At 28.3% G+C, this 25,132-nt stretch carries 23 protein-coding genes and 1 pseudogene; 6 read left to right on the forward strand and 18 right to left on the reverse strand.

The genetic code is table 11. The annotated features are described in order from the left end of the window. Position 1 precedes the first annotated feature (1 nt). On the forward strand, positions 2–994 hold the full coding sequence (locus Ccar_RS07425; protein ID WP_007061061.1) for a tyrosine recombinase XerC: 993 nt from the start codon (positions 2–4) through the stop codon (positions 992–994). 45 nt (positions 995–1,039) lie between these two features. On the opposite strand, the gene Ccar_RS07430 is transcribed toward Ccar_RS07425, so the two are convergent. Continuing rightward, positions 1,040–1,456: a hypothetical protein gene (locus tag Ccar_RS07430; RefSeq protein ID WP_007061060.1), complete on the reverse strand. Its 417-nt coding sequence runs from the start codon at positions 1,454–1,456 to the stop codon at positions 1,040–1,042. A 258-nt stretch (positions 1,457–1,714) separates the two neighbouring features. On the opposite strand from Ccar_RS07430, the gene lexA reads away from it, so the two are divergent. Then, complete coding sequence (gene lexA / locus Ccar_RS07435) at positions 1,715–2,323, forward strand: transcriptional repressor LexA (protein WP_007061059.1); 609 nt, start codon at positions 1,715–1,717, stop codon at positions 2,321–2,323. An 83-nt stretch (positions 2,324–2,406) separates the two neighbouring features. Here the strand turns inward: lexA and Ccar_RS07440 are convergent, their stop codons facing one another. From Ccar_RS07440 to miaB, 6 genes are all read right to left on the reverse strand, one after another. Beyond that, positions 2,407–3,687, reverse strand: coding sequence for a methionine gamma-lyase family protein (locus tag Ccar_RS07440; RefSeq protein WP_007061058.1), 1,281 nt, complete (start codon positions 3,685–3,687; stop codon positions 2,407–2,409). Between the two features lie 106 nt (positions 3,688–3,793). After that, positions 3,794–4,048, reverse strand: a complete 255-nt coding sequence (gene hfq, locus Ccar_RS07445) for an RNA chaperone Hfq (protein ID WP_007061057.1) — start codon at positions 4,046–4,048, stop codon at positions 3,794–3,796. Positions 4,049–4,119: 71 nt separating this feature from the next. After that, entirely contained in the window at positions 4,120–5,058 is a 939-nt protein-coding gene (gene miaA, locus Ccar_RS07450; protein ID WP_007065228.1) for a tRNA (adenosine(37)-N6)-dimethylallyltransferase MiaA, read from the reverse strand. Positions 5,059–5,170: 112 nt separating this feature from the next. Continuing rightward, positions 5,171–7,072 (reverse strand): DNA mismatch repair endonuclease MutL, encoded by a 1,902-nt coding sequence (gene mutL / locus Ccar_RS07455; RefSeq protein WP_007061054.1) that lies wholly within the window; start codon positions 7,070–7,072, stop codon positions 5,171–5,173. Positions 7,073–7,163: 91 nt separating this feature from the next. After that, positions 7,164–9,875 carry a DNA mismatch repair protein MutS gene (gene mutS / locus Ccar_RS07460; protein WP_007065229.1) on the reverse strand — a complete coding sequence of 904 codons (2,712 nt, stop codon included), beginning with the start codon at positions 9,873–9,875 and terminating at the stop codon, positions 7,164–7,166. 54 nt (positions 9,876–9,929) lie between these two features. After that, positions 9,930–11,210 (reverse strand): tRNA (N6-isopentenyl adenosine(37)-C2)-methylthiotransferase MiaB, encoded by a 1,281-nt coding sequence (gene miaB / locus Ccar_RS07465; RefSeq protein ID WP_156184614.1) that lies wholly within the window; start codon positions 11,208–11,210, stop codon positions 9,930–9,932. A gap of 631 nt (positions 11,211–11,841) precedes the next feature. Between miaB and Ccar_RS07470 the strand changes: the two genes are divergently transcribed. Then, a complete protein-coding gene (locus Ccar_RS07470; RefSeq protein ID WP_007061050.1) occupies positions 11,842–13,026 on the forward strand; it encodes an aminotransferase-like domain-containing protein in 1,185 nt (394 codons plus the stop codon). Positions 13,027–13,096: 70 nt separating this feature from the next. Beyond that, the gene (locus tag Ccar_RS26995; RefSeq protein WP_007061049.1) at positions 13,097–13,255 is read left to right on the forward strand and encodes a hypothetical protein; all 159 of its coding nucleotides are present in this window, start codon (positions 13,097–13,099) and stop codon (positions 13,253–13,255) included. Between the two features lie 20 nt (positions 13,256–13,275). On the opposite strand, the gene Ccar_RS07475 is transcribed toward Ccar_RS26995, so the two are convergent. The 11 genes and pseudogenes from Ccar_RS07475 to Ccar_RS07515 form a co-directional block, all read right to left on the reverse strand. Next, positions 13,276–14,139 (reverse strand): GNAT family N-acetyltransferase, encoded by an 864-nt coding sequence (locus Ccar_RS07475; RefSeq protein WP_007061048.1) that lies wholly within the window; start codon positions 14,137–14,139, stop codon positions 13,276–13,278. 92 nt (positions 14,140–14,231) lie between these two features. After that, positions 14,232–15,281: a CotS family spore coat protein gene (locus Ccar_RS07480; RefSeq protein ID WP_048030004.1), complete on the reverse strand. Its 1,050-nt coding sequence runs from the start codon at positions 15,279–15,281 to the stop codon at positions 14,232–14,234. Between the two features lie 112 nt (positions 15,282–15,393). Beyond that, positions 15,394–15,774 carry an adenosylmethionine decarboxylase gene (gene speD / locus Ccar_RS07485; RefSeq protein ID WP_007061045.1) on the reverse strand — a complete coding sequence of 127 codons (381 nt, stop codon included), beginning with the start codon at positions 15,772–15,774 and terminating at the stop codon, positions 15,394–15,396. A gap of 220 nt (positions 15,775–15,994) precedes the next feature. After that, entirely contained in the window at positions 15,995–17,920 is a 1,926-nt protein-coding gene (locus tag Ccar_RS07490) for a bifunctional 4-hydroxy-3-methylbut-2-enyl diphosphate reductase/30S ribosomal protein S1 (RefSeq protein ID WP_007061044.1), read from the reverse strand. A gap of 16 nt (positions 17,921–17,936) precedes the next feature. Further along, the gene (gene cmk / locus Ccar_RS07495; protein WP_007061043.1) at positions 17,937–18,602 is read right to left on the reverse strand and encodes a (d)CMP kinase; all 666 of its coding nucleotides are present in this window, start codon (positions 18,600–18,602) and stop codon (positions 17,937–17,939) included. 183 nt (positions 18,603–18,785) lie between these two features. After that, a complete protein-coding gene (locus Ccar_RS07500; RefSeq protein ID WP_007061042.1) occupies positions 18,786–20,009 on the reverse strand; it encodes a BaiN/RdsA family NAD(P)/FAD-dependent oxidoreductase in 1,224 nt (407 codons plus the stop codon). Between the two features lie 184 nt (positions 20,010–20,193). Then, a complete protein-coding gene (gdhA, locus tag Ccar_RS07505; RefSeq protein WP_007061041.1) occupies positions 20,194–21,552 on the reverse strand; it encodes an NADP-specific glutamate dehydrogenase in 1,359 nt (452 codons plus the stop codon). Positions 21,553–21,713: 161 nt separating this feature from the next. Beyond that, a complete protein-coding gene (locus Ccar_RS07510; RefSeq protein ID WP_007061040.1) occupies positions 21,714–22,592 on the reverse strand; it encodes a MurR/RpiR family transcriptional regulator in 879 nt (292 codons plus the stop codon). A gap of 123 nt (positions 22,593–22,715) precedes the next feature. Further along, positions 22,716–22,880 (reverse strand): DUF4264 family protein, encoded by a 165-nt coding sequence (locus Ccar_RS26285; protein WP_007061039.1) that lies wholly within the window; start codon positions 22,878–22,880, stop codon positions 22,716–22,718. Further along, positions 22,870–23,116, reverse strand: a pseudogene (locus Ccar_RS27345) (MnmM family RNA methyltransferase). Before Ccar_RS27345 ends, Ccar_RS26285 begins: the two are co-directional and overlap by 11 nt. A 188-nt stretch (positions 23,117–23,304) precedes the next feature. After that, positions 23,305–24,009 carry a pseudouridine synthase gene (locus tag Ccar_RS07515; protein WP_007061038.1) on the reverse strand — a complete coding sequence of 235 codons (705 nt, stop codon included), beginning with the start codon at positions 24,007–24,009 and terminating at the stop codon, positions 23,305–23,307. 151 nt (positions 24,010–24,160) lie between these two features. Between Ccar_RS07515 and Ccar_RS07520 the strand changes: the two genes are divergently transcribed. Together Ccar_RS07520 and Ccar_RS26300 are read left to right on the forward strand one after the other, a co-directional pair. Next, complete coding sequence (locus tag Ccar_RS07520; RefSeq protein ID WP_007061037.1) at positions 24,161–24,793, forward strand: undecaprenyl diphosphate synthase family protein; 633 nt, start codon at positions 24,161–24,163, stop codon at positions 24,791–24,793. Positions 24,794–24,923: 130 nt separating this feature from the next. After that, positions 24,924–25,091 carry a CDIF630_02480 family spore surface protein gene (locus tag Ccar_RS26300; protein WP_007061036.1) on the forward strand — a complete coding sequence of 56 codons (168 nt, stop codon included), beginning with the start codon at positions 24,924–24,926 and terminating at the stop codon, positions 25,089–25,091. The last annotated feature ends 41 nt before the right edge of the window (positions 25,092–25,132 follow it).

Raw genomic sequence — 25,132 nt, forward strand, 5'->3', positions numbered from 1 at the left:
TATGAAATACAATATAGCATCAATAAGAAATAACACTTTACCTCAAAGTTTAATAGATTTTCTAAACTATTTAGAAACAATAAAAGGTAAATCTCAAAATACTATAAAAGGCTATAAAATTGATTTAACTATGTTTTTTAGATTTTTAAAAATTTATAAAGGTCTAATCAATGATGAAACTCTTGATTTTGAGGAAATTCCTATAGGTGATATAGATAATTCCCTTTTGAGAAAGATAACCTTGGCAGATCTTTATGCATTTTTATCATTTACAGAAAAGTATAGACAAAATAGTACTTATGCTAGGGCCAGAAAAGTTGCTACATTAAAATCTTTTTTTAAGTTTTTAAGCAGCAGAGCTAAAGTTATAGATGAAAATCCTGCTGTAGATTTGGAATCGCCAAAAATAAGTAAAAGAAATCCTACTTATCTTACTTTAGACGAAAGTAAATCTCTTTTAAAGGCTGTATCCGGTAGGAATAAGGAAAGAGATTATTGTATAATAACTTTATTTTTAAACTGTGGTCTTAGACTTTCTGAGTTATGCAGCATTAATATTTCCAATATTAAAGGCGACATATTAACTGTTATAGGTAAAGGAAATAAAGAGAGAACCGTTTATTTAAACAATGCATGTATTAAAGCTTTAAATAATTATTTAAAGGTTCGCAGCGAAAATATAGATAAGATAATTGATAAGGATGTTCTTTTTATAAGTAAAAACCATACAAGAATGAGCAAAAGAACTGTAGAGGTTATGCTAAAAAAACACTTAATTAATGCAGAACTGGATTCAGAAAAGTATACTCCTCATAAGTTGAGACACACAGCAGCAACACTCATGTATAAGTATGGAAATGTGGATATAAGAAGCCTTCAAAAAATATTAGGTCATGAAAATGTATCTACTACTCAAATTTATACTCATGTAGATGATGAAAAGTTGAGGGATGCTGTCAAACTCAACCCTTTAAGTCAAGAAGATAATGATTAAAAAACAAAAGGCTTTGTCCCCTGTTTTAGGACAAGCCTTTTATTTCTATTCCCTCTCCTCACCTTTAAATCTTATAAGTCCTGGGAATTCTTCATAGGTCAAATCTTTAAAAGCACCTTCATCTTCGATAATTTCTCTCAAGCCTTCTATATCGTCTATATATTCTATCTTATCATCCATATTTTCGAATTTATCATCTTCTAAATTGCTATCTTCTTTAGAAGTACATTCACTTTTTTCGTCATGTAAATGATAATGATTTTCGTTTTCTTGTTGAAGTTCTTCTGTATCAATTTTATCTTCTAATATTTCATCAACTTTTATTGCCTTCATATCATAGCCTTCTAACTCCAAACATTTGCCGCAATTAGTACATTTCTTGTTTGCATTTAAATCGCATCTATCGCATTCCCCACAATTAGTACAATCTTTATTAGAGTTAAATATACACTTTTTATTCATCAATTAATTCCTTCCCTTTTCAACATAAAATATTATATTTGGCGCTTAATAATTTAAAGCCTAAATACTATTATACACAATATAAATTAAATTCCAAGTTATTTTTGTTTAGAACTGCCATAATTTGATCATCAAACGTTTTTGGCAATTTTGTAAAAATAAATAACATAAGCAAAAAAATCACAGAACATAAGTTTGATAAATATAGCATTATATGATATAATTCAGATAAATAAAGGTGTTTAGAGAGGTGTTTTTATGTCAGGACGCAAAAGCAATAAACAGATGGAAATTTACGAATTCATAAAGGAACAAATTAAAGAAAAAGGTTATCCACCTTCTGTAAGAGAAATATGTGCAGCTGTTGGATTAAGTTCTACATCTACAGTTCATGGCCACTTGGAAAGATTAGAGAAAAAAGGTCTTATAAAAAGAGATGCTACAAAACCCAGGACTATAGAAGTAATAGAAAATTCTTTGAACAGAAAAGAAATGATAAACGTTCCCATAATAGGCACTATTACTGCAGGTATGCCTATTTTAGCAGTAGAAAATATAGAAGACACCTTTCCTTTACCTGTAGATTATGTAAAAAGCAATAAAGAACTTTTTATGTTAAAGGTTAGTGGAGAAAGCATGATTGATGCAGGAATACTAAATGGTGATTTTTGTATAATTGAGAAGACCAATTCTGCTGAAAATGGTGATATCATTGCTGCGTTAATAGATAATGAGGCTACTCTTAAAAGGTTTTTCAAAGAAAAAGACCATATAAGACTCCAACCCGAAAACAAAACTATGAATCCGATAATTGTACCTAATTGTCAGGTTCTAGGTAAACTGGTTGGACTTTATAGAAATTATTAAAATTATATTTTCACACATAATAAAAATAGTACCCATATCCAATTATATATGAGGTACTATTTTTATGTTTATCCTAATTAACATTAAATTATTTTAGAAAGAGCAATTAATATACCTATTTTGGCATGATCAAAAGTAAGACCACCTTGAAGGTAAGCTATATAAGGCTCTCTTATTGGTGCATCTGCAGATAGTTCAATAGATGAACCTTGAACAAAAGCACCAGCTGCCATTATTACTTGATCAGCATAACCTGGCATATCCCATGGTTCGCACTGTACAAAAGAATCTATTGGAGATCCTTGTTGAATGCCTTTACAGAAGTTTATTAATTTTTCTTTGTCATTAAACTTTATAGCTTGTATTATATCACTTCTCTTGTCTCGATAGGATGGAAGTACTTCAAAGCCAGAAAGCTCCATTATTCTTGCACAGAAAAGAGCACCTTTTAATGCTTCTATAGCTACGTGTGGTGCAAGAAACAATCCTTGATATAGAAGTCTCATAACTCCAAAAGTTGAACCGCATTCTCCGCCTATTCCTGGTATTGTTAATCTGTAAGAAGCTTGTGTAACATATTCTTCTTTTCCAGCTATGTACCCTCCTGTTGGTGCTATTCCGCCTCCTATATTTTTTATAAGAGAACCTGCAATTAAGTCAGCACCCACATCTGTAGGTTCTTGTATATCTATAAATTCTCCGTAACAGTTATCAACGAAACATATTACTTCAGGTTTGATACCTTTTACAAAATCTATTATTTCTTTAATTTCTGATACCAATAAAGCTTTTCTCCATCCGTAACCAGTAGATCTTTGTATATGTACTAATCTTATGCTAGAATCATTTTCTAATTCGTTTTTAATATTATCATAGTTGAATTTTCCATCACAAGTTAAATCAACCTGTTTGTAATTTACTCCAAAGTCCTTTAAAGAACCTATATTTTCTTTTCCACTTATTCCTATAATATTATGTAATGTATCATAAGGCGTACCACATATACACATCATAGTATCATTTGGTCTTAAATTTCCAAATAAAGCAGCTCCTAATGCATGGGTACCATTTACAAAATGAGGTCTTACTAATGCACTTTCACAGTTGAATATTCTAGCATAAACCTTATCCAAAGAATCTCTTCCTATATCTCCATATCCATATCCTGAAGAATTAGTAAAATGGGAGTCGCTTATTCTCTCCTGCTGTAGTGCATTTAAAACCTTTAATTGATTATATTCTCTTATTTCATCATATTTTGCAAATTCATCTTTTATATCATTTATGGTTTGTTCATAAAGTTTAATGACTTTATCACTTATACCATAATAATCCTTTAACTTTTGTTTTGTCATTTCAATCATTTTATCAAGCTCCTTTTAATTTTATCCATACAAAAATTAGATTCTCTATAACACAATGTTTATAATAGCACATTAAAAAAAAATAGGCAATGATATGCCTATTTTCTTACTTTTCTGGTTGGTTTTCTTCACAAGGAATATTGTTAAATAAAATAGTTTTAGCCGGTGTAATAGTAGATATTGCATGTTTGTATATCATCATTTGCTTACCATCACAATCTAAAACCACAGTAAAACTATCAAAGCCTTTTACATTACCTTTAAGTTGAAAGCCATTAGTTAAATGTATAGTAACTGCAGTTTTATTTTTTCTGGCACCATTTAAAAATATATCTTGTAAGTTGCTAACTGTTTTACTCATATTCTCTACACCCTCCGTCGTAAGTTTTATTTTTATATATTCTATAAATTATTATAAATTCCTTTTAATTATTATAATTTCTTTAATGATGCAAAAATATCTACTATATTATCTACGATTTCATTATCATCATTAAATTTATCTTTGTCTATCCAAATAACTCTTTTATCCTTTCTAAACCAAGTAAGTTGTCTTTTAGCATAATTTCTGCTTCCTTTTTTTATAGAATATACAGCTTCATCTAAAGAAATTTTATTATCTAAATAATATAAAATTTCCTTATATCCTATACCTTTCATTGATTGCATTTCAGCAGAATATGCCATTTCTTTTAGTTTTTTTACTTCTTCTATTAATCCATTTTTAAGCATAATATCTACTCTCATATTTATTCTTTCATAAAGCTTTTCTCTATTCATGGTAAGTACAAAATAATAAACATTGTATGGGATATCATATATATCATTTTCTAAATTAAATTCACTTATGGTTTTTCCTGTGAGTTTATAAACTTCTAGAGCTCTTATAACTCTTTTTAAGTCGTTGGGATATAATCTATTAAAAGATTGAACGTCTACTTCTTTGAGTAAGCTATGTACATATTCTTTTCCCTTTGTTTCTGCTAAATTATGAAGATATTGTCTGTATTCATAATCTGTAGATGCTTCTGTAAAATCATAGTTGTAAATTAAAGAATTAATATATAAGCCAGTACCTCCTACTAGCATAGGTAACTTGTTTTCGGAAGTTATACATTCTATTTCTTTTTCTGCCATTTTTTTATATTCAGAAACATTAAAATTTACATTAGGTTCTATTATATCTATAAGATGATGCGGTACATTTTGCATTTCTTCCTTTGTAACTTTTGCAGAACCTATATCCATGTACTTGTAAATTTGCATGGAATCAGCAGATATTATCTCTCCATTTAGTTTTTGAGCAAGTTTTATGGATATATCGGTTTTACCTACAGCTGTAGGACCTGCTAATATAAATAAATCCTTCATAAAATCCCCCCCTTTTTTCATGGATGCCATATTGTTAAGTTAATATTTAGCTTAACAACTTAAAACTTCCTTTAAAATAAAATGCATTTTCATAATAAATCTTTTAACATAATTATTGTATTCTTTTAAATTTTTTTTCTAACTCATTTAATGTGAATTTTATTATAGTAGGTCTCCCATGAGGACAATTAAATGGATCCTCTATAAACCTTAAATCTTCTACTAAAGCATCCATTTCTATATTAGATAAATTATCATTAGCCTTAATTGCGGCCTTGCATGCCAGCTTAGCTATAGCATTATACTTTATCGTCCAAGTTTCACCTGAGCCCATGTTCTTAAGATTTTCTAATATATCCATAAATAAATTTTTCACATCAGGCTTACCTAATATCAAAGGTACTTCTCTTATACTTATTGTATTATCGCCAAAAATCTCTATATTAAAACCTGCTTTAGAAAAAATTTCTTTATTATCTGTATAATATAAGAAATCTTCGTGGTATAATTCAATAATTACAGGAGTTATTAAAATTTGAGCTATTACATCATTTTCTTTAATGCTATTTTTATATTTTTCAAATAGTATTTTTTCATGAGCAGCATGTTGATCTATAAGATAAAGAGTATCTCCATATTGAGCTAATATATATGTATTATGAAATTGTCCTATTACATTCAATTTAGGGAACTTAGCTTCCATTTCAATGTTCTTTTCATCATTTTCATTTTTGCAATTACTATCTATTTTTAATAGTTCGTTATTTTCTTTGCATAATTGAAAATCCTTACTATTATATTCTTGTATCTGATTTTTAATATAACTTTTATCCTGGGCAGGTTTTGGACTTTCATAATTGTGCTGCCATTTTGAATTTAAATCAATAGGAAGCTGTATTAAATCTTTTTTATTTTCTATTTTTCCTAAACCATCCTTTGTCAAACTATCTTCACCTTTATTTTTATCTCCTATATCAGGTAAATCGTTGTTAATTTCTTCAACAGGAATATTAAAGGAGTCTTTAATACTATCTCTTAAAGCTGCATGAACAGTGTCAAAGATAATTTTAAAAATTTCTCTATCGTCCCTAAATTTTATTTCAGATTTAGTAGGATGAACATTTACATCTATGTATTCCGGGAATATATCTAGGAACAATACAAAAAAAGGATACTTATTTATCATCAAAAAAGATTTAAAGGCATTTTCCACTGCTGCTGTTATTAGCTTATTTTTTATGTATCTCTTATTTACAAATATACTTTCATTGTTTCTGCTTCCTCTGCTTATTTCAGAATTGCCAATGTATCCATATATAGACATTATATCTGTATGTCTTTCAAAGGTTAGCACATTATCACATATGGTTTTTCCATATACACATCTTATAGCATCTAATAAATTTCCTGTACCATAAGTTGTAAGTACTTTTTTTCCATTATTGATTAGCTTAAAAGAAACATCGCTGTGAGCCAGTGATAACCTATTTAATATATCTGTTATATAAGCAGATTCTCTACTAGAAGACTTTAAAAACTTTTTTCTAGCAGGAACATTAAAAAATAGATCATTAACTTCTATGGTAGTTCCTAAATTACAAGCTGCATCTTTAATATAATTTATATTTCCTCCACTTATTGAAATTTCTTTTCCAAAATCAAATTCTTCTGCTCTACTTCTTAAAACAGTATTTGATACAGAAGCAATACTAGCTAAAGCTTCTCCTCTAAATCCCATAGTATTTATGCTATAGACATCCTCTATATTTTTTATTTTACTTGTAGCATGAGGCATAAAAACTTTTTCTATATCATCTGCATGGATGCCGTCTCCATCATCTAAAACTTTTATACTTTTCTGTCCACCATCTATGGTTTCCACAGTTATATTTTTAGCTCCTGAATCTATGCTATTTTCAACTAATTCTTTTACTACTGAAAAAGGTCTTTCAACTACTTCTCCTGCTGCTATTTTATTAGATGTTTCTAAATCCAATACATTTACTCTTTTCAAAATATTATTTTCACCACCTACATGACTTATTAAAAATAAGTAACTAAAAATCCAGTTACTTATTTTTAATGTTTTTATATTTGATACGTACCTAATTAAGCTCCTTTGCTTTTTTTATTATATCATAAAGCTTATTAAATCCATCCATAGGTGTCATACTTAATACATCAAGAGAACTTATTTCTTTTATTAAATTTTCCTTTTCTATATCAGTAAAACCCATTTGAAGAGGTACATTTTTATTTTCTTTAAGTATCAAATTGTTACCTTTTAATTTTTTAGATGGAATATCTTCATCAACACTTATATATTCCTTTTGTGAATGTGCTATATGTTCTTTATTTACTTGAATATTATTGTTTGAAATTTCATTAACATCTATATCGCTGCTTTTCTCAGTTTCAATGGAATTTAGTATCTCTTTTGCTCTTTCAATAACCTTATCAGGAAGACCTGCTAATTTTGCTACTTCTATGCCGTAAGATTGGTCTGCTCCACCACGTATTATTTTTCTCAAAAATACAATGTCACTGCCAATTTCTTTTACAGACACTGAGTAATTTTTTACACCTTCAATTATGCTTTCTAGTTTAGTAAGTTCGTGATAATGGGTTGCAAATAATGTTTTACACTTAAGTTTTTTACTGCTGCAAATATACTCTATTACAGACCAAGCTATACTTAAACCATCATAGGTGCTAGTTCCTCTTCCAACTTCATCTAATAATATCAAGCTTTTATTGGTAGCATTCTTTAATATATTTGACACTTCCCACATTTCAACCATAAAAGTACTTTTACCAGCAGCTAAATCATCAGAAGCGCCTATTCTTGTAAATATTTTATCACAAACAGATATTACTGCCTTTTTAGCAGGAACAAAACTTCCTATTTGGGCCATAAGTACAATTAAAGCTACTTGTCTCATATAAGTAGACTTTCCTGCCATATTAGGACCTGTTATGATTAAAAGCTGTTCATCAGAAGTATTTATAACAGTATCATTTGATATAAAACTTCCTGAAGATATCATCTTTTCTACTACAGGATGTCTTCCCTCTTCAATACAAATATCTTCCTTGCTGCTGATTTCTGGTTTGCAATAATTGTTTTCTAAAGCTATAGTAGCAAGTGAACTTAAACAATCTATTTCAGATATAATCTTTGCAGTTTCTTGCATTCTATCTACTTGCTTTTCTATTTTATCTCTTACATCAATAAAAATGTCATATTCCAAATTAATAAGCTTTTCTTCTGCTCCAAGTATTTTATCTTCCATTTCTTTAAGACTAGGAGTTATATATCTTTCTGCATTAGCTAAAGTTTGTTTCCTTATGTACCTTCCTTCTGGAATAGAACTTAAATTAGACTTTGTTACCTCAATATAGTATCCAAAAACTTTGTTGTATCCAACCTTTAAGGATTTAATACCTGTAATTTCTCTTTCGCTGTTTTCAAGAGAAGCAATCCAATCCTTACCATGTGCTTTTGCTAATTTTAATTCATCAACTTCTCCGTTATATCCTTCTTTTATAAGATTACCTTCCTTTAAAGATATAGAAGGAGTATCTATTATAGCCTTATCTAATATTTCGTATATATCCTGTAGTTCATCTAATTTAACGCCCATATTATGAAGAAGGGTAGTTTCAAAATTTGAAAGCATTTTTTTAATAATTGGTATTTTTTTTATGGAACCTTTAAGAGATATCAACTCTTTTGCATTAACGTTTTTAGAAGATATTTTTCCAACTAATCTCTCTATATCATAAATTTCTTTTAAAGCTTCCTTTAAATCTTCATGAACAGATAAATTGTTTAATAACTCTTCTACAGAATCAAGTCTTAATTTTATTGAACTGCTATTTATTAAAGGTTGTTCTATCCATTTCCTAAGTTGCCTTCCTCCCATAGCTGTGTTTGTTCTATCCATTACCCAAAGAAGAGATCCTTTTTTACTTTTATCACGTAAAGTTTCAGTTAGCTCTAAATTTCTTCTAGAATTTATATCTATAGCCATATAGTCAACTACATTATAATAATTAAAACAGTTAATATGAGATAATGAAGTTTTTTGCGTTTCAACAATATATTTCAAAAGACCATTTGAACATTTGATTAAAGTTTCACTATAATCCTCTTCTTTAAAGATGCTAAATTGTTTGCTTAACAATTCTTTTGAGTTTAAAATAAAAAACTCTTCAGAAAGACTTGTAAAGGATGAACTAAATCTTTCTTTTATATCCTTTTGTATTTTTTCATCTAAATTATCTTGTATCAACACTTCCTTTGGCGAATACTTGGAGATTTCATCCAGCAGAGTTGCTAAGTTAAAGTCCATATCTGTGCAGTTAAATTCTCCCGTAGACACATCTGCAAAACATAGCGCACACATATTTTTTTCTTTTTCTAAGTATAAAGACATTATATAGTTATTCTTATTTTCTTCTAAAAAAGAAGCATCTGTATATGTACCGGGAGTAATTACTTTTATAATTCCCCTTTTAACTATTCCTTTAGCTTGAGATGGATCTTCAAGTTGTTCACAAATGGCAACTTTATATCCTTTATTTATTAGTCTGCTTATATAGCTATTGGCAGCATGATAAGGTATCCCACACATAGGTGCTCTATTTTCTAGTCCACAATCTCTACCTGTGAGTACAAGTTCCAGTTCTTTAGAAGCTATTTCCGCATCCTCAAAGAACATTTCGTAAAAGTCTCCTAATCTAAAAAAAAGTATGCAGTCCTTACATCCTTCTTTTGCATCTAAATATTGCTGCATCATTGGAGTTAATCCCAAATTAAAAACCTCCTCTAAACCATGTGGCAAGGGAAATAAAATCCCCTTGCCACTTTAAATTTCTTCCCCTATTAATGAAAATGAATTTGCTTTAACAATTTTAACTTTAACAAGTTTTCCTATGCTATCTTTACTGCCAGGGAAATTAACAAGTTTACCTGTTCTTGTCCTTCCAGTCAATTTAGTGTCATCATTTTTGCTAAAGTCTTCAACTAAAATTTCTTCAATTCTACCTTCGTATTTTTTATTATTTTTAGCACTAGAAGCATTAATTATTTCTACTAGCCTATTAAATCTTTCATGCTTCACATCTTCAGCTATTTGTTCTTCCATTTCATCTGCAGGGGTTCCTTTTCTTCTTGAATATATAAATGTAAATGCAGAATCATATTGTACTTCTCTTGCTAAACTTAAAGTTTCTTCAAAATCTTCCTCTGTTTCTCCTGGGAAACCTACTATAATATCTGTAGTTATAGCTACATCAGGTATCGTTTCTCTTATTCTGCGTACTAAATCAAGATACTGTTCTTTTGTGTAATGTCTATTCATCTTTTTTAATATCCTGCTTGATCCTGATTGTACAGGTAAATGTACTTGTTCACACACATTCTCACACTCTGCAATAGCATCTAGTACATCCTGTGTAAAATCCTTAGGATGAGGAGTCATAAATTTAATTCTTTCTAATCCTTCTATTTCATTTATTCTTCTTAAAAGATTTGCAAAGCTTACTTTAGGTTCTAAATCTTTACCATAAGAATTAACGTTTTGTCCAAGTAAAGTGATTTCTTTATAACCCTTTGATATTAAATCTTTTATTTCATTTTCGATATCTTCTGGTTTTCTGCTTCTTTCTCTACCTCTTACAAATGGAACTATACAATAAGTACAAAAATTGTTGCATCCATACATTATTGTAACAAAAGCTTTAACATCACTTTTTCTGTCTATTGGAAGTCCTTCAACAATTCCATCTTCTTTATTTTGAATTTCAATTATGGAATTTTGTTCTTGCTTTACCCTATTTAAATACTCTGGGAATTTATATGCATTGTGAGTTCCAAATATAATATCTACAAAAGGAAATCTTTTTACTATTTCCTTTGCCATTCCTTCCTGCTGCATCATACATCCGCATATTGCTATTATCAAATCAGGTTTTTTATCCTTAAGCTTTTTTAGTGCACCAAGATTTCCATATACTTTTAATTCAGCATTTTCTCTTACGCAGCAAGTATTAAATATTATTAAATCAGAATCTTGTTTTACTTCAGTTCTTTCATAACCGATTTTTTTAAGCATTCCAGATAACTTTTCAGAATCCTCTTCATTCATCTGACAGCCCCAAGTTTCTATAAAAAATAGCTTATTATTCTTTTCTTTAACTTTTAATTCATTGTTCAATTATTTCACCTCTACATTTATGCTACTTATTTCATTGTTGTATACTTAACCTTTTACATTATACTATATTTTTTTACTAATATCTATTTTATATTATTCATATATATAAAAAGCTACTAAATTTTTAAAATTTAAATACATTGATACAAAATGAAATAAATTCTACTTCACTAATAATAAGTTCACATTAAAGCATACTCATTATCAAACATTTGCATCTTTTAATTTTAAATTTTTCTTATTTTTAAATATTTAGTATAAATAAGCTGATGTAAGCCTGTGTAAACGTTTTTTAAATTTAAATACATAATGTTTAAAAAACACCATATTTAATCTTTATTATCAGCAAAATAGTGAATGAAAAATTGTAATATTATTAACATAAAAAAAGCATTTTGTCCACTCTGAAAACGTTTTTAAATTAGCTGAATTTTATATCAATTATAGTATATGTTTGAAACAATATGCAATTTTCTATAAAATAAAAAGGATTTTTTTGTTTTTTATAGAATAGATATTAATATAGACACCAAATATTATATAATTTTTCGGAGGGATTTTTATGGATATACGTTTTTCAGAAAGAGCTGATGGCCTAAAGGCATCAGAAATTAGAGAGCTTTTAAAGTTAACAGAAATGCCTGAAATCATTTCTTTTGCTGGTGGATTACCTGCTCCTGAATTATTTCCTGTTAAAGAAATGGAAGGAATCATGCAAAAAGTCTTAGAAAGAGATGGAAAAGTAGCTTTACAATATAGTTCTACAGAAGGTTTTAAACCTTTAAGAGAAGTAATCGCTAAACAAAGAATGACTCCTGCAAAAGTAAATGTTACTGCTGATGATATAGCTATGACAACAGGTTCACAACAAGGAATAGAATTTTCGGCTAAAGTATTTGTAAATGAAGGCGATGTAATTATTTGTGAAAGTCCTAGTTATTTAGGCGCTATTAATGCATTTAAAGCATATATGCCAAAATTTGTAGAAGTACCAATGGATGAGCATGGTATGATAATGGAAGATTTAGAAAAAGCATTAAAAGCAAATCCTAATGCTAAAATGATATACACTATACCTGACTTTCAAAATCCAACTGGAATTACTATGTCAGATGATAGAAGAAAGAAAGTTGCTGAATTAGCAGAAGAGTACAAAATTCCTGTAATCGAAGATAATCCTTATGGAGATCTTATATTTGAAGGAACAAGACATCCTTCTATAAAAAGCTTTGACAAAGAAGGATGGGTCATTTATCTTGGAACATTTTCAAAAAATTTCTGTCCTGGTTTAAGATTAGGTTGGATATGTGCTGCACCTGAAATACTAGAAAAATATATAGTAGTAAAGCAAGGTGCTGATTTACAATGCAGCACATTAGATCAAAGAGCAACAGCATTATTTATGGAAACTTATAATTTAGATGAACATATCGAAAGTATAAAAAAAGTTTACGGAAAACGTAGAACTTTAATGCTTGAATGTTTGGATAAATACTTCCCTAAAGAAGTAACTCATACAAATCCTTATGGAGGTTTATTTACATGGGTTAAATTAAAAGAAGGACTTGATGCTGCAGAAATATTAAAAGAAGCTTTAAAAGAAAATGTTGCATATGTTCCTGGTGGTTCATTCTTCCCTAATGGCGGTCATCCAAATTATTTTAGATTAAACTATTCTTGTATGCCTGAGGATAAAATAGTAGAAGGAGTAAAGAGATTAGGCACAGTTCTTGCTAAATATTACTAAAATATCTAAAAAATTAATTAATAAATCCCTCCTTTTAGGGTAAACTACTCCTAAAAGGAGGGACTATTTTATGCATGATATGAAAAAATCAGATCAACTTGAAAAGGATAAGGATTTAATAAGATGTGAATGTATTGGAGATAGAAATTATTTTCAACAAATTCAGTTTGAATCCATGTTTCAATTAAAATCAGCTTATGTTCCAATTGAAGATATTATAAAAAAGTAATCTCTGTATTATAACAGAGATTATTTTTTAAATTGCCATTTATATATTTGTCCTATTATTTCAAAACCTAAACTTTTATATAAATTTAATGCTACTTTATTTGAAGATTTCACTTTTATTTTTACTTTAGTAAAATTATTGCATTTAATTATATTAAAAAGATATCTAATCAATACTTTACTATATCCAGATCCTCTATATTCTTCAAGTATACCAAAATTCACTATAACTGGCATGTCATCCTCTAATATTATTTGACCATACCCAATGTATTCCTCATTTCTTTTTAAGAATATAGAGCCATTCTGAACGTAATAATTCTGCATCTCATCAAAATATATATCTTCCAATGTTAAGGGTATTCTAGAATCATCTTTAAATATTTTATTTTGTATATCGCATCTTAATTTCTCATCAACACCTAATCTAAAAATTTGAAATTCTAAGCCTTCTTTTTGTATTAATGGTATATGATCTTCAATACAGTATGAAAGTATTAAAGTTCCATCCTTTTTATGAAAACCTATACTCTTCAAAACTTCAAAATTATAATTGTTATTTTCACATAAATATGAAATAGTACAATTACGTCTTATAGCATCTATTAAAAACTTGTAGGGCAAATGATTATGTACTTTAGGTACATTTAAAGAATTTATATTACAATTATTTTTATCTTCCATCTCAAACCAAATGTATCCTATATAATCATCTTGGTTTTTTAGTAATTTAACTTTTCGTTTCAAAAACATCTGGCTAGCAAAATTACATTTATCATAAGCCTCAAAGAAATCTTTGTTTAAAGAATTAAAACTAGAATTACTTGTATTTAGTTTTTTGAAAATATCGAAATTCTTTTTATTTAGTCTTACGCATTGAAACATGTTAATTATCCTCATAATTGAAAATTATTAATAACACCTTATTTTAAGTATAATTCCTAAGTTATTTTTAGTCAAATTCACTAATAATTTTGTTAGTAACTTTCAATATAATTTAAATATTCTTCCAAAAACTTATTCTGCATATCATTATATTTCATAAGTCTATTTAGTTTGTGAATATATTTGTTTTCATCCCAGTTTTTATATTTGATATATCTTTTTCTACCAAGTTTCCAAAACTTATGTGGAAAAACTATTAAAGCAAGCATTACTTCTAATTCATTTTTTTCTAATTTATTAACCTCGTTATAAGCTTCTATTAAAGTTTTGGCTTTTTGAAAATCCCATTCATACGAACCTTTGAACATCAACCTTCTTATAAGTTTACCTAAATCATTAACATGAAGATCTATAATAATGCTATCTAAGTCTATTATATAATATTGATTATTCTTTTTTATAATGTTTTGGTAATAAAAACTATCATGACATATAGTTTTATTTTTTTCTGCTTGTCTGGATAACTTATAATAATCGGAAGTATTTAAAAAATTTAAAGATGTCATTGCCCTATGGTATATATTATCTAAATAGCTAGAATACATTGAATCAAATTCAGTTTTTATTTTTTTATTTTTCACAATCCTTTCAAACTTTTCTAAATCTCTCAAGTTATCTTTAAAAATTTTGGGCCAATTTTTTAAATTATTGCGTATTTTAAGTTCTGTGGTATCTATACCACTTGTTGCTTTGTGATATTGAGCTAATAATTTTACACAGGTTATGGCTTCTTCCATGTTACTTAAATCGCATTCTTCTCCATCTATCCATTCTGTAGCATAAAACAATATATCTTTATATTTAACATATTTACCTTGAGTTTTAGTTTTATAATATTTAGCTGTATTAAAAAATCCTTTATCTGAAAGAGCTTCTACCAAAAAACTCCCATTATGAGGCTTATATTTTCCATGATTTATTCTCTTCAAACAAACGTTACCATTGCTAGTTTCTATTTTATATGCGCTTCTAACCTTAGAATAATTTATAATTTCAAAATCATATTTTTCAAGAACTGAATTTATCATACTTTTTTCTTTTTTTGACATGTTATTTTCAGCCGTAATATCATTATTTTCCATTTATATTTTCACCACCTATAAAACATATATACAATAATATATTAAAATAGATGAAATTTAATTACATTTATTTAATCTTAAACGAATAAGAGACCATCTTATCGATGATCTCTTATATATTTGACGCTTTAACTGACACAGGTTGTTCAAATATTCCTCGCTTGACCTCAGTAGCGGTCATATTCTTTGCGTTTAATTTTTCAGTCATATAATTACATGCATCCCATGGATTTACTTTATCACCACAAGTAAATACGTCAACAGCGGCGTATCCAAGCTCTGGCCAGGTGTGTATTGTCAAATGAGATTCTGATATTATAACAACCCCACTAACACCTTGAGGACTAAACTTATGGAAAGCAACTTCTCTTACTTCTGCACCTGCCTTTAATGCAGAATCCACCATTACTTTTTCAATAAATTCTTTATTATTTAAACTTTCGGAACTACACCCATAAATTTCTGCTAAAATATGACGTCCTAATTCATTCATTATCCGTATTTACCCCCTTATATAAAATGATAACAATTAAATTTTATCAAATATAATAAAAAAGTCAATATATATAGGTATTTTTTCATAATATGCATAAAAAAACTCTCGTTATTTAAAAATCCCTCTTAAATACTATAGAGTTTATTTAACATGTATATAAAAAATGCGTGCTCTATAGTTTATATTACACGCATTTTACAAAAATTATTCTAAAATATTAAATTTCATCTACTTCTTTTATACTTAATCCTATCTTTTTGTTTTCTTTATTTACTTCTAATATTTTTGCTTTTATTTCTTCACCTATCTTTAAGGCATCTTCAGGCTTATTTATTCTCTTGTGACTTATTTGAGATATATGAACCAAAGCATCTACACCTGGTTCCAATTCAACAAAAGCACCAAAATTAGCAAAACGAACTACTTTTCCAAGAACTATATTTCCAAGAACTATATTTCCTACAGGATATTTAATTTCTACATTAGTCCAAGGGTCCTCTATAGTCTTTTTAATAGATAAAGAAAGCTTTTTCTTCTCCTTATCTATATCAAGTATATAAACTTTTACTTTCTTTCCTATTTTAAGTGAATCTTCAGGTTTTTCAACCCTGCCCCAAGATATTTCTGATACATGAAGAAGTCCGTCAACTCCTTGTACATCTACAAAGGCACCAAAATTAGTCAATCTCTTAACTTCACCTTCTACAACAGTATCCTTTTCTAGTGAATTCCATGTTCCTTCTTCTTTAACTTCTTTTTCAGATTTTAATAATTCTCTTCTTGAAGCTACTATTCTTCTTCCTTTTCTATCTTCTTTAAATTCTATTATATTTACTTCTAGTTCTTTGCCTATATATGAAGAAAGATCATTTACATGAAAAAGCTCTACATGTGACGCAGGTATAAATATTCTTATACCTTTATAAGTTGCAACTAATCCTCCCTTTACTGCATCTTTAACTAACACTTTTAATGAAATTTTATTTTCACTTGCTTCTTTAATTTCTTTAAAAGCACTTTCTCTTTGAAGTTCTATTTTAGATAAAACTACATAACCATCTTCGTTTTTTCTTCTTATAACCTTAACTTCTAATTCATTTCCAACTTGAATTAAATCTGCTAAATTTAAATTAACATCCTTTGTTACTTCTGATTTAGGAAGTAAACCATCTGATTTATAACCTATATTTAGAAATGCTTCTTTTTCATTTACTGTAATTACAGTACCTGTAATTACTTGACCTACTATTATTTGTCTATCATTTTGTTCCATGTAAGCTAGCTGCTCACTCATTTCTAGATTTTTCCCTTCGCACATTTTTGAAATTGCCTCCTTTATTATCCAGTGAGGTGTTGAAGCACCTGCTGTAACACCTATAGTATTTATTTTAGAATTAATTATATCATCAGGTATTTCTCCTGAATTTTCAACATGAATAGTATTTGAGCAGTTATTTTTACATATTTCATAAAGTTTAGTAGTATTAGAACTATTTCGTCCACCTAGAACCACCATAAAATCTACTTTTTTAGAAAGTTTTTCAGCGGAATTTTGTCTTAACTCAGTTGCACTGCATATAGTGTTAAATGCAACAATTTCTTTGCAATTTTTAACTATTATACTTAAAACTCTTTTCCAATTCTCTTGTTTTTCAGTGGTTTGTGAAACAACACATATTTTTGAGGGCAAATTTTTTAAATCTGAACCATCCTTAGATATAATTGCTTTATTTTCACACCATCCATTAATGCCTACAACTTCTGGATGATTTTTATCACCTACAATAAGTATGGAATAGCCTAGTTTATAGTATTCATCCACTTTTTTATGTATATTTGCTACATAAGGACATGTAGCATCAACTATGTTTAAAGACTTGCTTTGCAGCAGTTCTATAGTTTTTCTTGGAACGCCATGAGATCTTATTATAACTATATCGTCTTTATTTAGATCATTTATAGTATCTAATTCTATTGGATATATATTTTTCTCTTTCAAGTAATTAACTACATCACTATTATGAATTAAAGGTCCTAAAGTAAAAACTTTCTTATTATACTTTTTTTGCACATTTTCTGCTTCTTCCACTGCCCTTTTTACTCCAAAGCAGAAACCAGCTTCATCTGCTAAAACAATTTTCACCTTCAATCACCTTCAATCATATTTGATTTTTCATATAGTCTTCTATGTAACCAGATATTACACTGATTACATCATCTATAGATAATTTGGAAGAATCTATTTCTATAGCATCATGAGCTTTTCTTAAAGGATTTACTTCCCTATTAGAATCTATATAATCTCTTTTTAGTATATCATTTAGTATGTTATTATATTCTACAACAATACACTTTTCCTTAAGCTCTTCATATCTTCTTTTTGCTCTTTCTTCTGCACTAGCAGTTAAAAAGAACTTAAGAGGAGAATTTTTTAAAACTACAGTACCAATATCTCTTCCATCCATTATTACATCATATTTATTTGCTATATCTTGTTGGAGTTTTACAAGTATTTCTCTTACTTCAGGTATAGCAGCATAATTAGACACATTATTGCTTACTTCAATGCTTCTAATTTCTTCACTTACATCTTCGCCATTAACTATCAGTGATTCACCTTTAAAATACATATCCAGAGAATTTGTAAGATCACATACAGAATTAACATCTTTATAATTTATATTATTCCTTAAGGACATTAGTGTAACAGCCCTATACATAGAACCAGTATTTATATACATTAAATTAAATTTAGTAGCTATAATATTAGCTATTGTACTCTTTCCTGCACCAGCAGGTCCATCAATTGCTACAGAAATACTCAAATTTTCATTCCGCCTTTCTAAAAAGTAACATAAATATATATATTTTGTCATTTGATTTATAACACATATCTTATATATATTCTATATAAAAATATAAAATCCTTTATTTTATTCCATAATTTATTAAATAAAAACTTATTAAATCTTAATATTTATTTAAACACTTGTATTTAAATAATTTCCTTATTCATCTATTTTAGTGCCTGCTAAATAACCTGTTGAGAGGGCTATCTGTATATTAAATCCACCTGTATAGGCATCTACATCAATAATTTCACCAGCAAAATATAAATTATTTAATATTTTAGATTTCATTGTAGAAGGATCTATTTCTTTAACATTTACACCTCCAGCGGTAACTATTGCTTCTGCCATAGGTCTAAGGCCTTTTATATTTAATGATAGGTTTTTAACTAAATTCACTAAATTTTTTCTTTCTTCTTTTGTAATTAAATTTACCTTTTTAATTGGATCTATTCCTGAAAGAGCAATTATTATACTTATAAGTTTTTTGGGAAGAAGTTCATCTAAAGAATTTTTAAAATCTTTATTTAAACATTTAGAAAAATCTTTTTGTATTCTCTTATCTAATTCTTCATTTGATAATGCAGGTTTTAAATCAATAATAGCTTTTAAATTATTAGATTTATTTATGATTCTACTTGCACTTAAAACTATAGGACCTGAAATACCAAAGTGGGTAAAGAGCATTTCGCCAAAATCCTTATAAAGAATTTTCTTTTTGCTATCCTTAATAGTTAATTCTACATTTTTCAAAGAAAGACCTTGCAGTTCTTTTATCCAATCTTCTTCTATTTCAATAGGAACTAATGAAGGCATAAGCTTTGTTACATTATGTCCTAGCCCCTGTGCAATTTTAAAACCTTCACCAGTAGAACCAGTTTGAGGATAAGAAACTCCACCTGTACACAATACGAAATCATCACCTTTAATAGTTGAACCATCTTCAAGTTGTACTGCATTTATTATATTATTTTCAAATAGAAATTTTTTAATCTTTGTATTTAATCTTATATCCACATTATTTTTTCGTAAAGCTTTCTCTAATGCACTTATTATATCCGAAGATTTATCAGACTTTGGAAATACTCTATCTCCTCTCTCTACTTTTAATTCAACATCTAAATTTTTAAAAAAATTCATTGTGTCTTCATTAGTAAATGTATAAAGAGCACTATATAAAAAAGTAGAATTACCTGGTATGTAATCAAAAAAATCATTTATATCTTTAGCATTAGTTACATTACATCTTCCTTTTCCTGTTATGTATAATTTTTTTCCAAGTTTTTCGTTTTTTTCAATCAATATAGTATTATGTTTTTTAGATGCAGCTATTGCAGCCATCATGCCTGCAGGACCACCACCAATTACTATAACTGTTGACATAAATTCACCACCTTAAATTTAATCAATTATAATATTAATATATTAAAATAGTTTATGCAAATTGGAAATAAAAGATTTGATAGCATGAAGCGATCCTTAAATTTAATTTAGATTATTCATAATCAAATAAAAGAAGACGAATCCAACAAATGAATTCGTCTCTTAAATCTAAACTTGATTAAAATTAGTAGTTTCCTTGTGCATGCATTGCATCAGCAACTTTTACAAATCCTGCAACGTTAGCTCCAGCAACTAAGTTATATCCAAAGCCATAAGTTTCAGCTGCATCTTTACAATTGTTGTATATATTAACCATTATTTGATGAAGTTTTGCATCAACTTCTTCTGCTGTCCATGATAATCTTTCACTATTTTGTGACATTTCAAGAGCTGAAGTAGCAACTCCACCAGCATTAGCAGCCTTAGAAGGTCCTACTATAACGCCATTTTTCTGGAAGTATTCAACTGCTTCATTTGTACATGGCATATTAGCAACTTCACAAACCATTTTAATTCCGTTTGCAACTATTTGTTTAGCATGTTCTAATTGTACATCATTTTGAGTAGCAGCTGGCATTACGATATCAACTTTAACTCCCCATGGTTTTTCTCCCTTAAAGAATTTAACTCCAAATTTATCAGCATAATCTTGTACTTTATCTCTTCCAGATGCACGCATTTCAAGCATATAGTCGATTTTTTCTCCTGTTACTCCATCTGGGTCATAGATATATCCATCTGGACCTGAAAGTGTTACAACTTTACCACCTAATTGTGAAACTTTTGTACATATTCCCCATGATACATTACCAAATCCTGATATTGCAACTGTTTTACCTTTAAAGTCTGTTCCTTCATGTTTAAGCATTTCTGAACAATAATAAGTTGCACCAAATCCTGTAGCTTCTGGTCTTATTAAACTTCCACCATAAGACATTCCTTTTCCTGTAAGAACTCCATTTTCAAATGCCCCACGTATTCTTCTATATTGTCCATAAAGATATCCTATTTCTCTTCCACCAACACCGATGTCTCCTGCTGGTACATCAACATCTGGTCCTATATGTCTGTAAAGTTCAGTCATAAAGCTTTGGCAGAATCTCATAACTTCATTATCTGACTTTCCTCTTGGGTCGAAGTCAGAACCACCTTTACCTCCACCTATTGGAAGTCCAGTTAATGAATTCTTTAATATTTGTTCAAAACCTAAGAATTTGATTATTCCTATGTATACTGATGGATGAAATCTTAAACCACCCTTATAAGGTCCTATGCATCCATTAAACTGTACTCTAAATCCACGATTAACTTGAACTTTTCCTGCATCATCAACCCATGGAACTCTAAATACAATTTGTCTTTCTGGTTCACAGAATCTCTCTAAAAGATTTTCCTCAACATACTCTGGGTGTTTTTCAAATACTGGTCCCAAAGAAGCTAAAACTTCTTCTACTGTTTGTAAGAATTCTGGTTCATTACTGTTTCTCTTTTTTACTTTTTCTAGTACCTCATTGATATAATTTTGTACATTTTCTTTTGTCATTATAAACCCTCCCCATGATAATTAAAATATATTTATATGATATCCTTTACTCTATATAATATTCAACAAAAAATTCATTTTTCCTTCTTATTTTAAAAAAAAATTTATGATTTTTGAAATTTTTAATTTATTATCAAGCTCGAGATACAACTTTTACTTCTTTATAAATCATTTTCCTTAAAGGAATACACTTGGTATTCTTGCCAAATTCCTTCTAAATCGGCGAATGTTTTAGAGATTTTCTCTTTTTCTCTTAATCCTACTGCAATTATCAGTGCATTAATGACACTAAGTGGTGAAACTAATGAATCTACAAAAGATGCCATATTACTTTGAGCAATTAATGTATAGTCAGCTCTAGCAGCTAATGGTGAAAGTAAACTGTCAGTAATTGCAGTAACTTTTGCACCTCTACTTTGTGCAAATGATAGTGCTTCAATAGTTCTTGCTGCATATCTTGGAAATCCTATTCCTATAACCAAATCTTTATCTGTAACATTAATCATTTGCTCAAAAATATCACTTATACCGTAGCTAACTACTTTTACGTTGTCCAAAATAAGGTTTAAGTAGAATCCTAAAAATTCAGAAAGTGCTGTAGAACTTCTAAGACCTATTATATAGATTTTTTTAGCTTCAAATATATTATTTACAACATCTTCAAAGGTCTTATGGTTTATTTTTTCAAGAGTTGCTCTTATATTTTCCATATCTGATTTTAATACACCCTTTAAAGCACTTTCTTCACTTACAAAGTCATTAGAAAGTTCAATTCTTTGAACTGTAGTAAGTTTATTTTTTATTAACTCTTGGAGAGCTTTTTGAAGTTTTGGATACCCTGAAAATCCAAGTTCATTTGCAAATCTAACTACTGTAGATTCACTTACTCCTACACTAATACCTAACTTGGCTGCAGTCATAAATGCTGCCTTATCATAATGTTTTAAAATGTATTCAGCTATGAGTTTCTGTCCTTTACTTAATCTTGGAAACTTAACTTGAATGGTTCTCATTAAATCTTGCTTATTATTATCTTCCATAACTATTCAATCCCTTCTTCTCATCTTCATATCAATCCCTTCTTCTCATCTTCATACTTTTGCAATATTTATTTCATTTTAACATCTATTGAACAAACTTTCAATAGATCTTTCAATTGTTAATCATTTTTCTTTGTAAATATTTACAACGCTCTTGTTTTCTTTTTCGCTTACACCTAAAACAATATTATATTCGCTTAGGTTTTTGTTCATAAAATCTACAATTTTATACATGTCTTCATAGTATACAAACTCTTTTGATGCTATTAATTCTAATTTATCTTTCATTTTTTTGCCTCCTAAGTTTATTTTTTTCTATTACAATTAAAACGGGAGCATTTATATCCCTATTTACAAAAGAATGAAGCATTACTGCATATTTATTTTTTGGAAGATTCTTAACAAAGTTCATGAGCTCAGCTTCTTCTTTTTTCCCCTGGAAGAAATCCTAGATTGTAAACCAAGTAATAAATTTCTTCACTTATATGTACATTAAAATTTTCGTGAGAATCATTTATTAGTATAGTATTTTCTTTAGATTTTTTTTATAATTTCTAATATTATCTAATTGAATATCGAATGAGTATATTTTTCTCATTTTGGTTTACTTTTATTTTTAATTAACATAATATTAAATATGTTAATATTAAGTTTGGCTTAAAATTAAGATTGTATAAAATTTTAAAAATATATACAATCTTAATTTACGCAATTATTTTATATTTTTCACTTCTTTATTACTTAAATATCTCCATTTTCCCAAAGGTAAATTTCCTAGTTTTATATCACCTATTTGTATTCTTTTTAACTCTAATACCTGATGGTTTATAAAATCACACATTTTTCTTATTTGTCTATTCCTACCTTCATGTATAATTATTTCAACTTCACAATAATCTTTAAATTTTTTTATAATTTTAAATTTTGCTGGTGCTGTAACATATCCATCTATATTTATTCCTATTTCAAATTTTTTTATATCATTTTCTGTAGGAATTCCTTTAATTAATGCTATGTAAATTTTATTTTTTTCTTGTTTTGGATGTATTATTTTGTTATATATGTCACCATCATTAGTAAGAAGTATCAATCCTGATGTATCATAATCCAATCTACCTATAGGATATATTCTTTCTGTAACATCTACTAAATCTAAAATGGTTTTTCTTCCCCTTTCATCTTTCACCGTGGAAACATATCCCTTTGGCTTATTAAGTGCAATATATACTTTGTTCTTTTCTTTCTTTATTAATTTACCATCTAATGTTACTAAGTCCTTTTCTTCATCTATTTTAACTCCTAATTCATTCACAATTTTCCCATTAACCTTAACCCTAGCTTGTAATATAATTTCTTCACATTTTCGTCTAGAAGCTATTCCACAAGCTGCCATATATTTTTGTAGTCTTTCTTCCATAAAGCTCACCTCCTTTGGAAATTACTATTAAATTATAAAACTATTTATGAAAGTATACAACATAGTTAAAATAGTTATATTATTTTAGAATAAATCTTCTAACTTATGTTAATAATTACATTAATATCTGGTATTAGAAGGAGGAATTTGAATGAGACTTCCAAATCACATTGGTATTATACCTGATGGCAATAGACGTTGGGCTGTTAATCATGGATTAGAAAAAGAAGCTGGTTATGCTTGGGGACTTCAACCTGGTATGGAAATATTCAAAATTTGTAAAGAACTTGGAATTAAGGAGTTAACTTATTATGGATTTACTGTAGATAATACTAAAAGACCTAAAGTACAGACTAAAGCTTTTACTACAGCATGTGTAGAAGCTGTTAGAATGCTTTCAAAGGAAGATGCTTCACTTTTAGTAGTTGGAAACTCTTCTTCTCCTATGTTTCCACGTGAATTATTGCCTTTCACAAAAAGGAAGTTTTTTGGTAAAGGTACTATGAAAATTAACTTTTTAGTAAACTATGGTTGGGAATGGGATTTATCACCTGTACACAATTTAGACAATAATACTAAACATTATTTAAAATCATCAGATATAAACAGAGTAGATTTAATAATAAGATGGGGCGGCAGAAGGAGGCTTAGCGGTTTTCTTCCTGTGCAATCTGTATATTCAGATTTTTATATTATTGATGATTATTGGCCTGATTTTAAAAAATCTCAACTAATGGATGCGTTAAATTGGTATAGTACTCAAGATGTTACTTTAGGAGGCTAGTACATATTAAAAGCATTTTAATTAGTTTTAAAAACACTATGCTATTTTTTGATATATCAATATTGATACAAATTTTCGAACTAATAATTTTTATAAATTTGAAAATAATAATGTTGAAAGGGTGATAATAATGAATAATGAAACAATAAAAAATAGTTCTTTTAAAACTCCCATTGAAAAGCATGATACTGCAGCTTGGGCAAACATTACTGAAACTAGGCCTGTTAGTAATGTTTCTATTCCAAATGAATATGAAACTAGAAACGCAAAAGAATGGGTTGATTCAAATCAAAAATAGATAGCTTTACTTAAAAAGGGAGTCTCTTAAATTAAAAAGAA

The sequence above is a fragment of the Clostridium carboxidivorans P7 genome, from assembly GCF_001038625.1.
In the GTDB taxonomy this organism is placed as follows: domain Bacteria; phylum Bacillota; class Clostridia; order Clostridiales; family Clostridiaceae; genus Clostridium_AM; species Clostridium_AM carboxidivorans.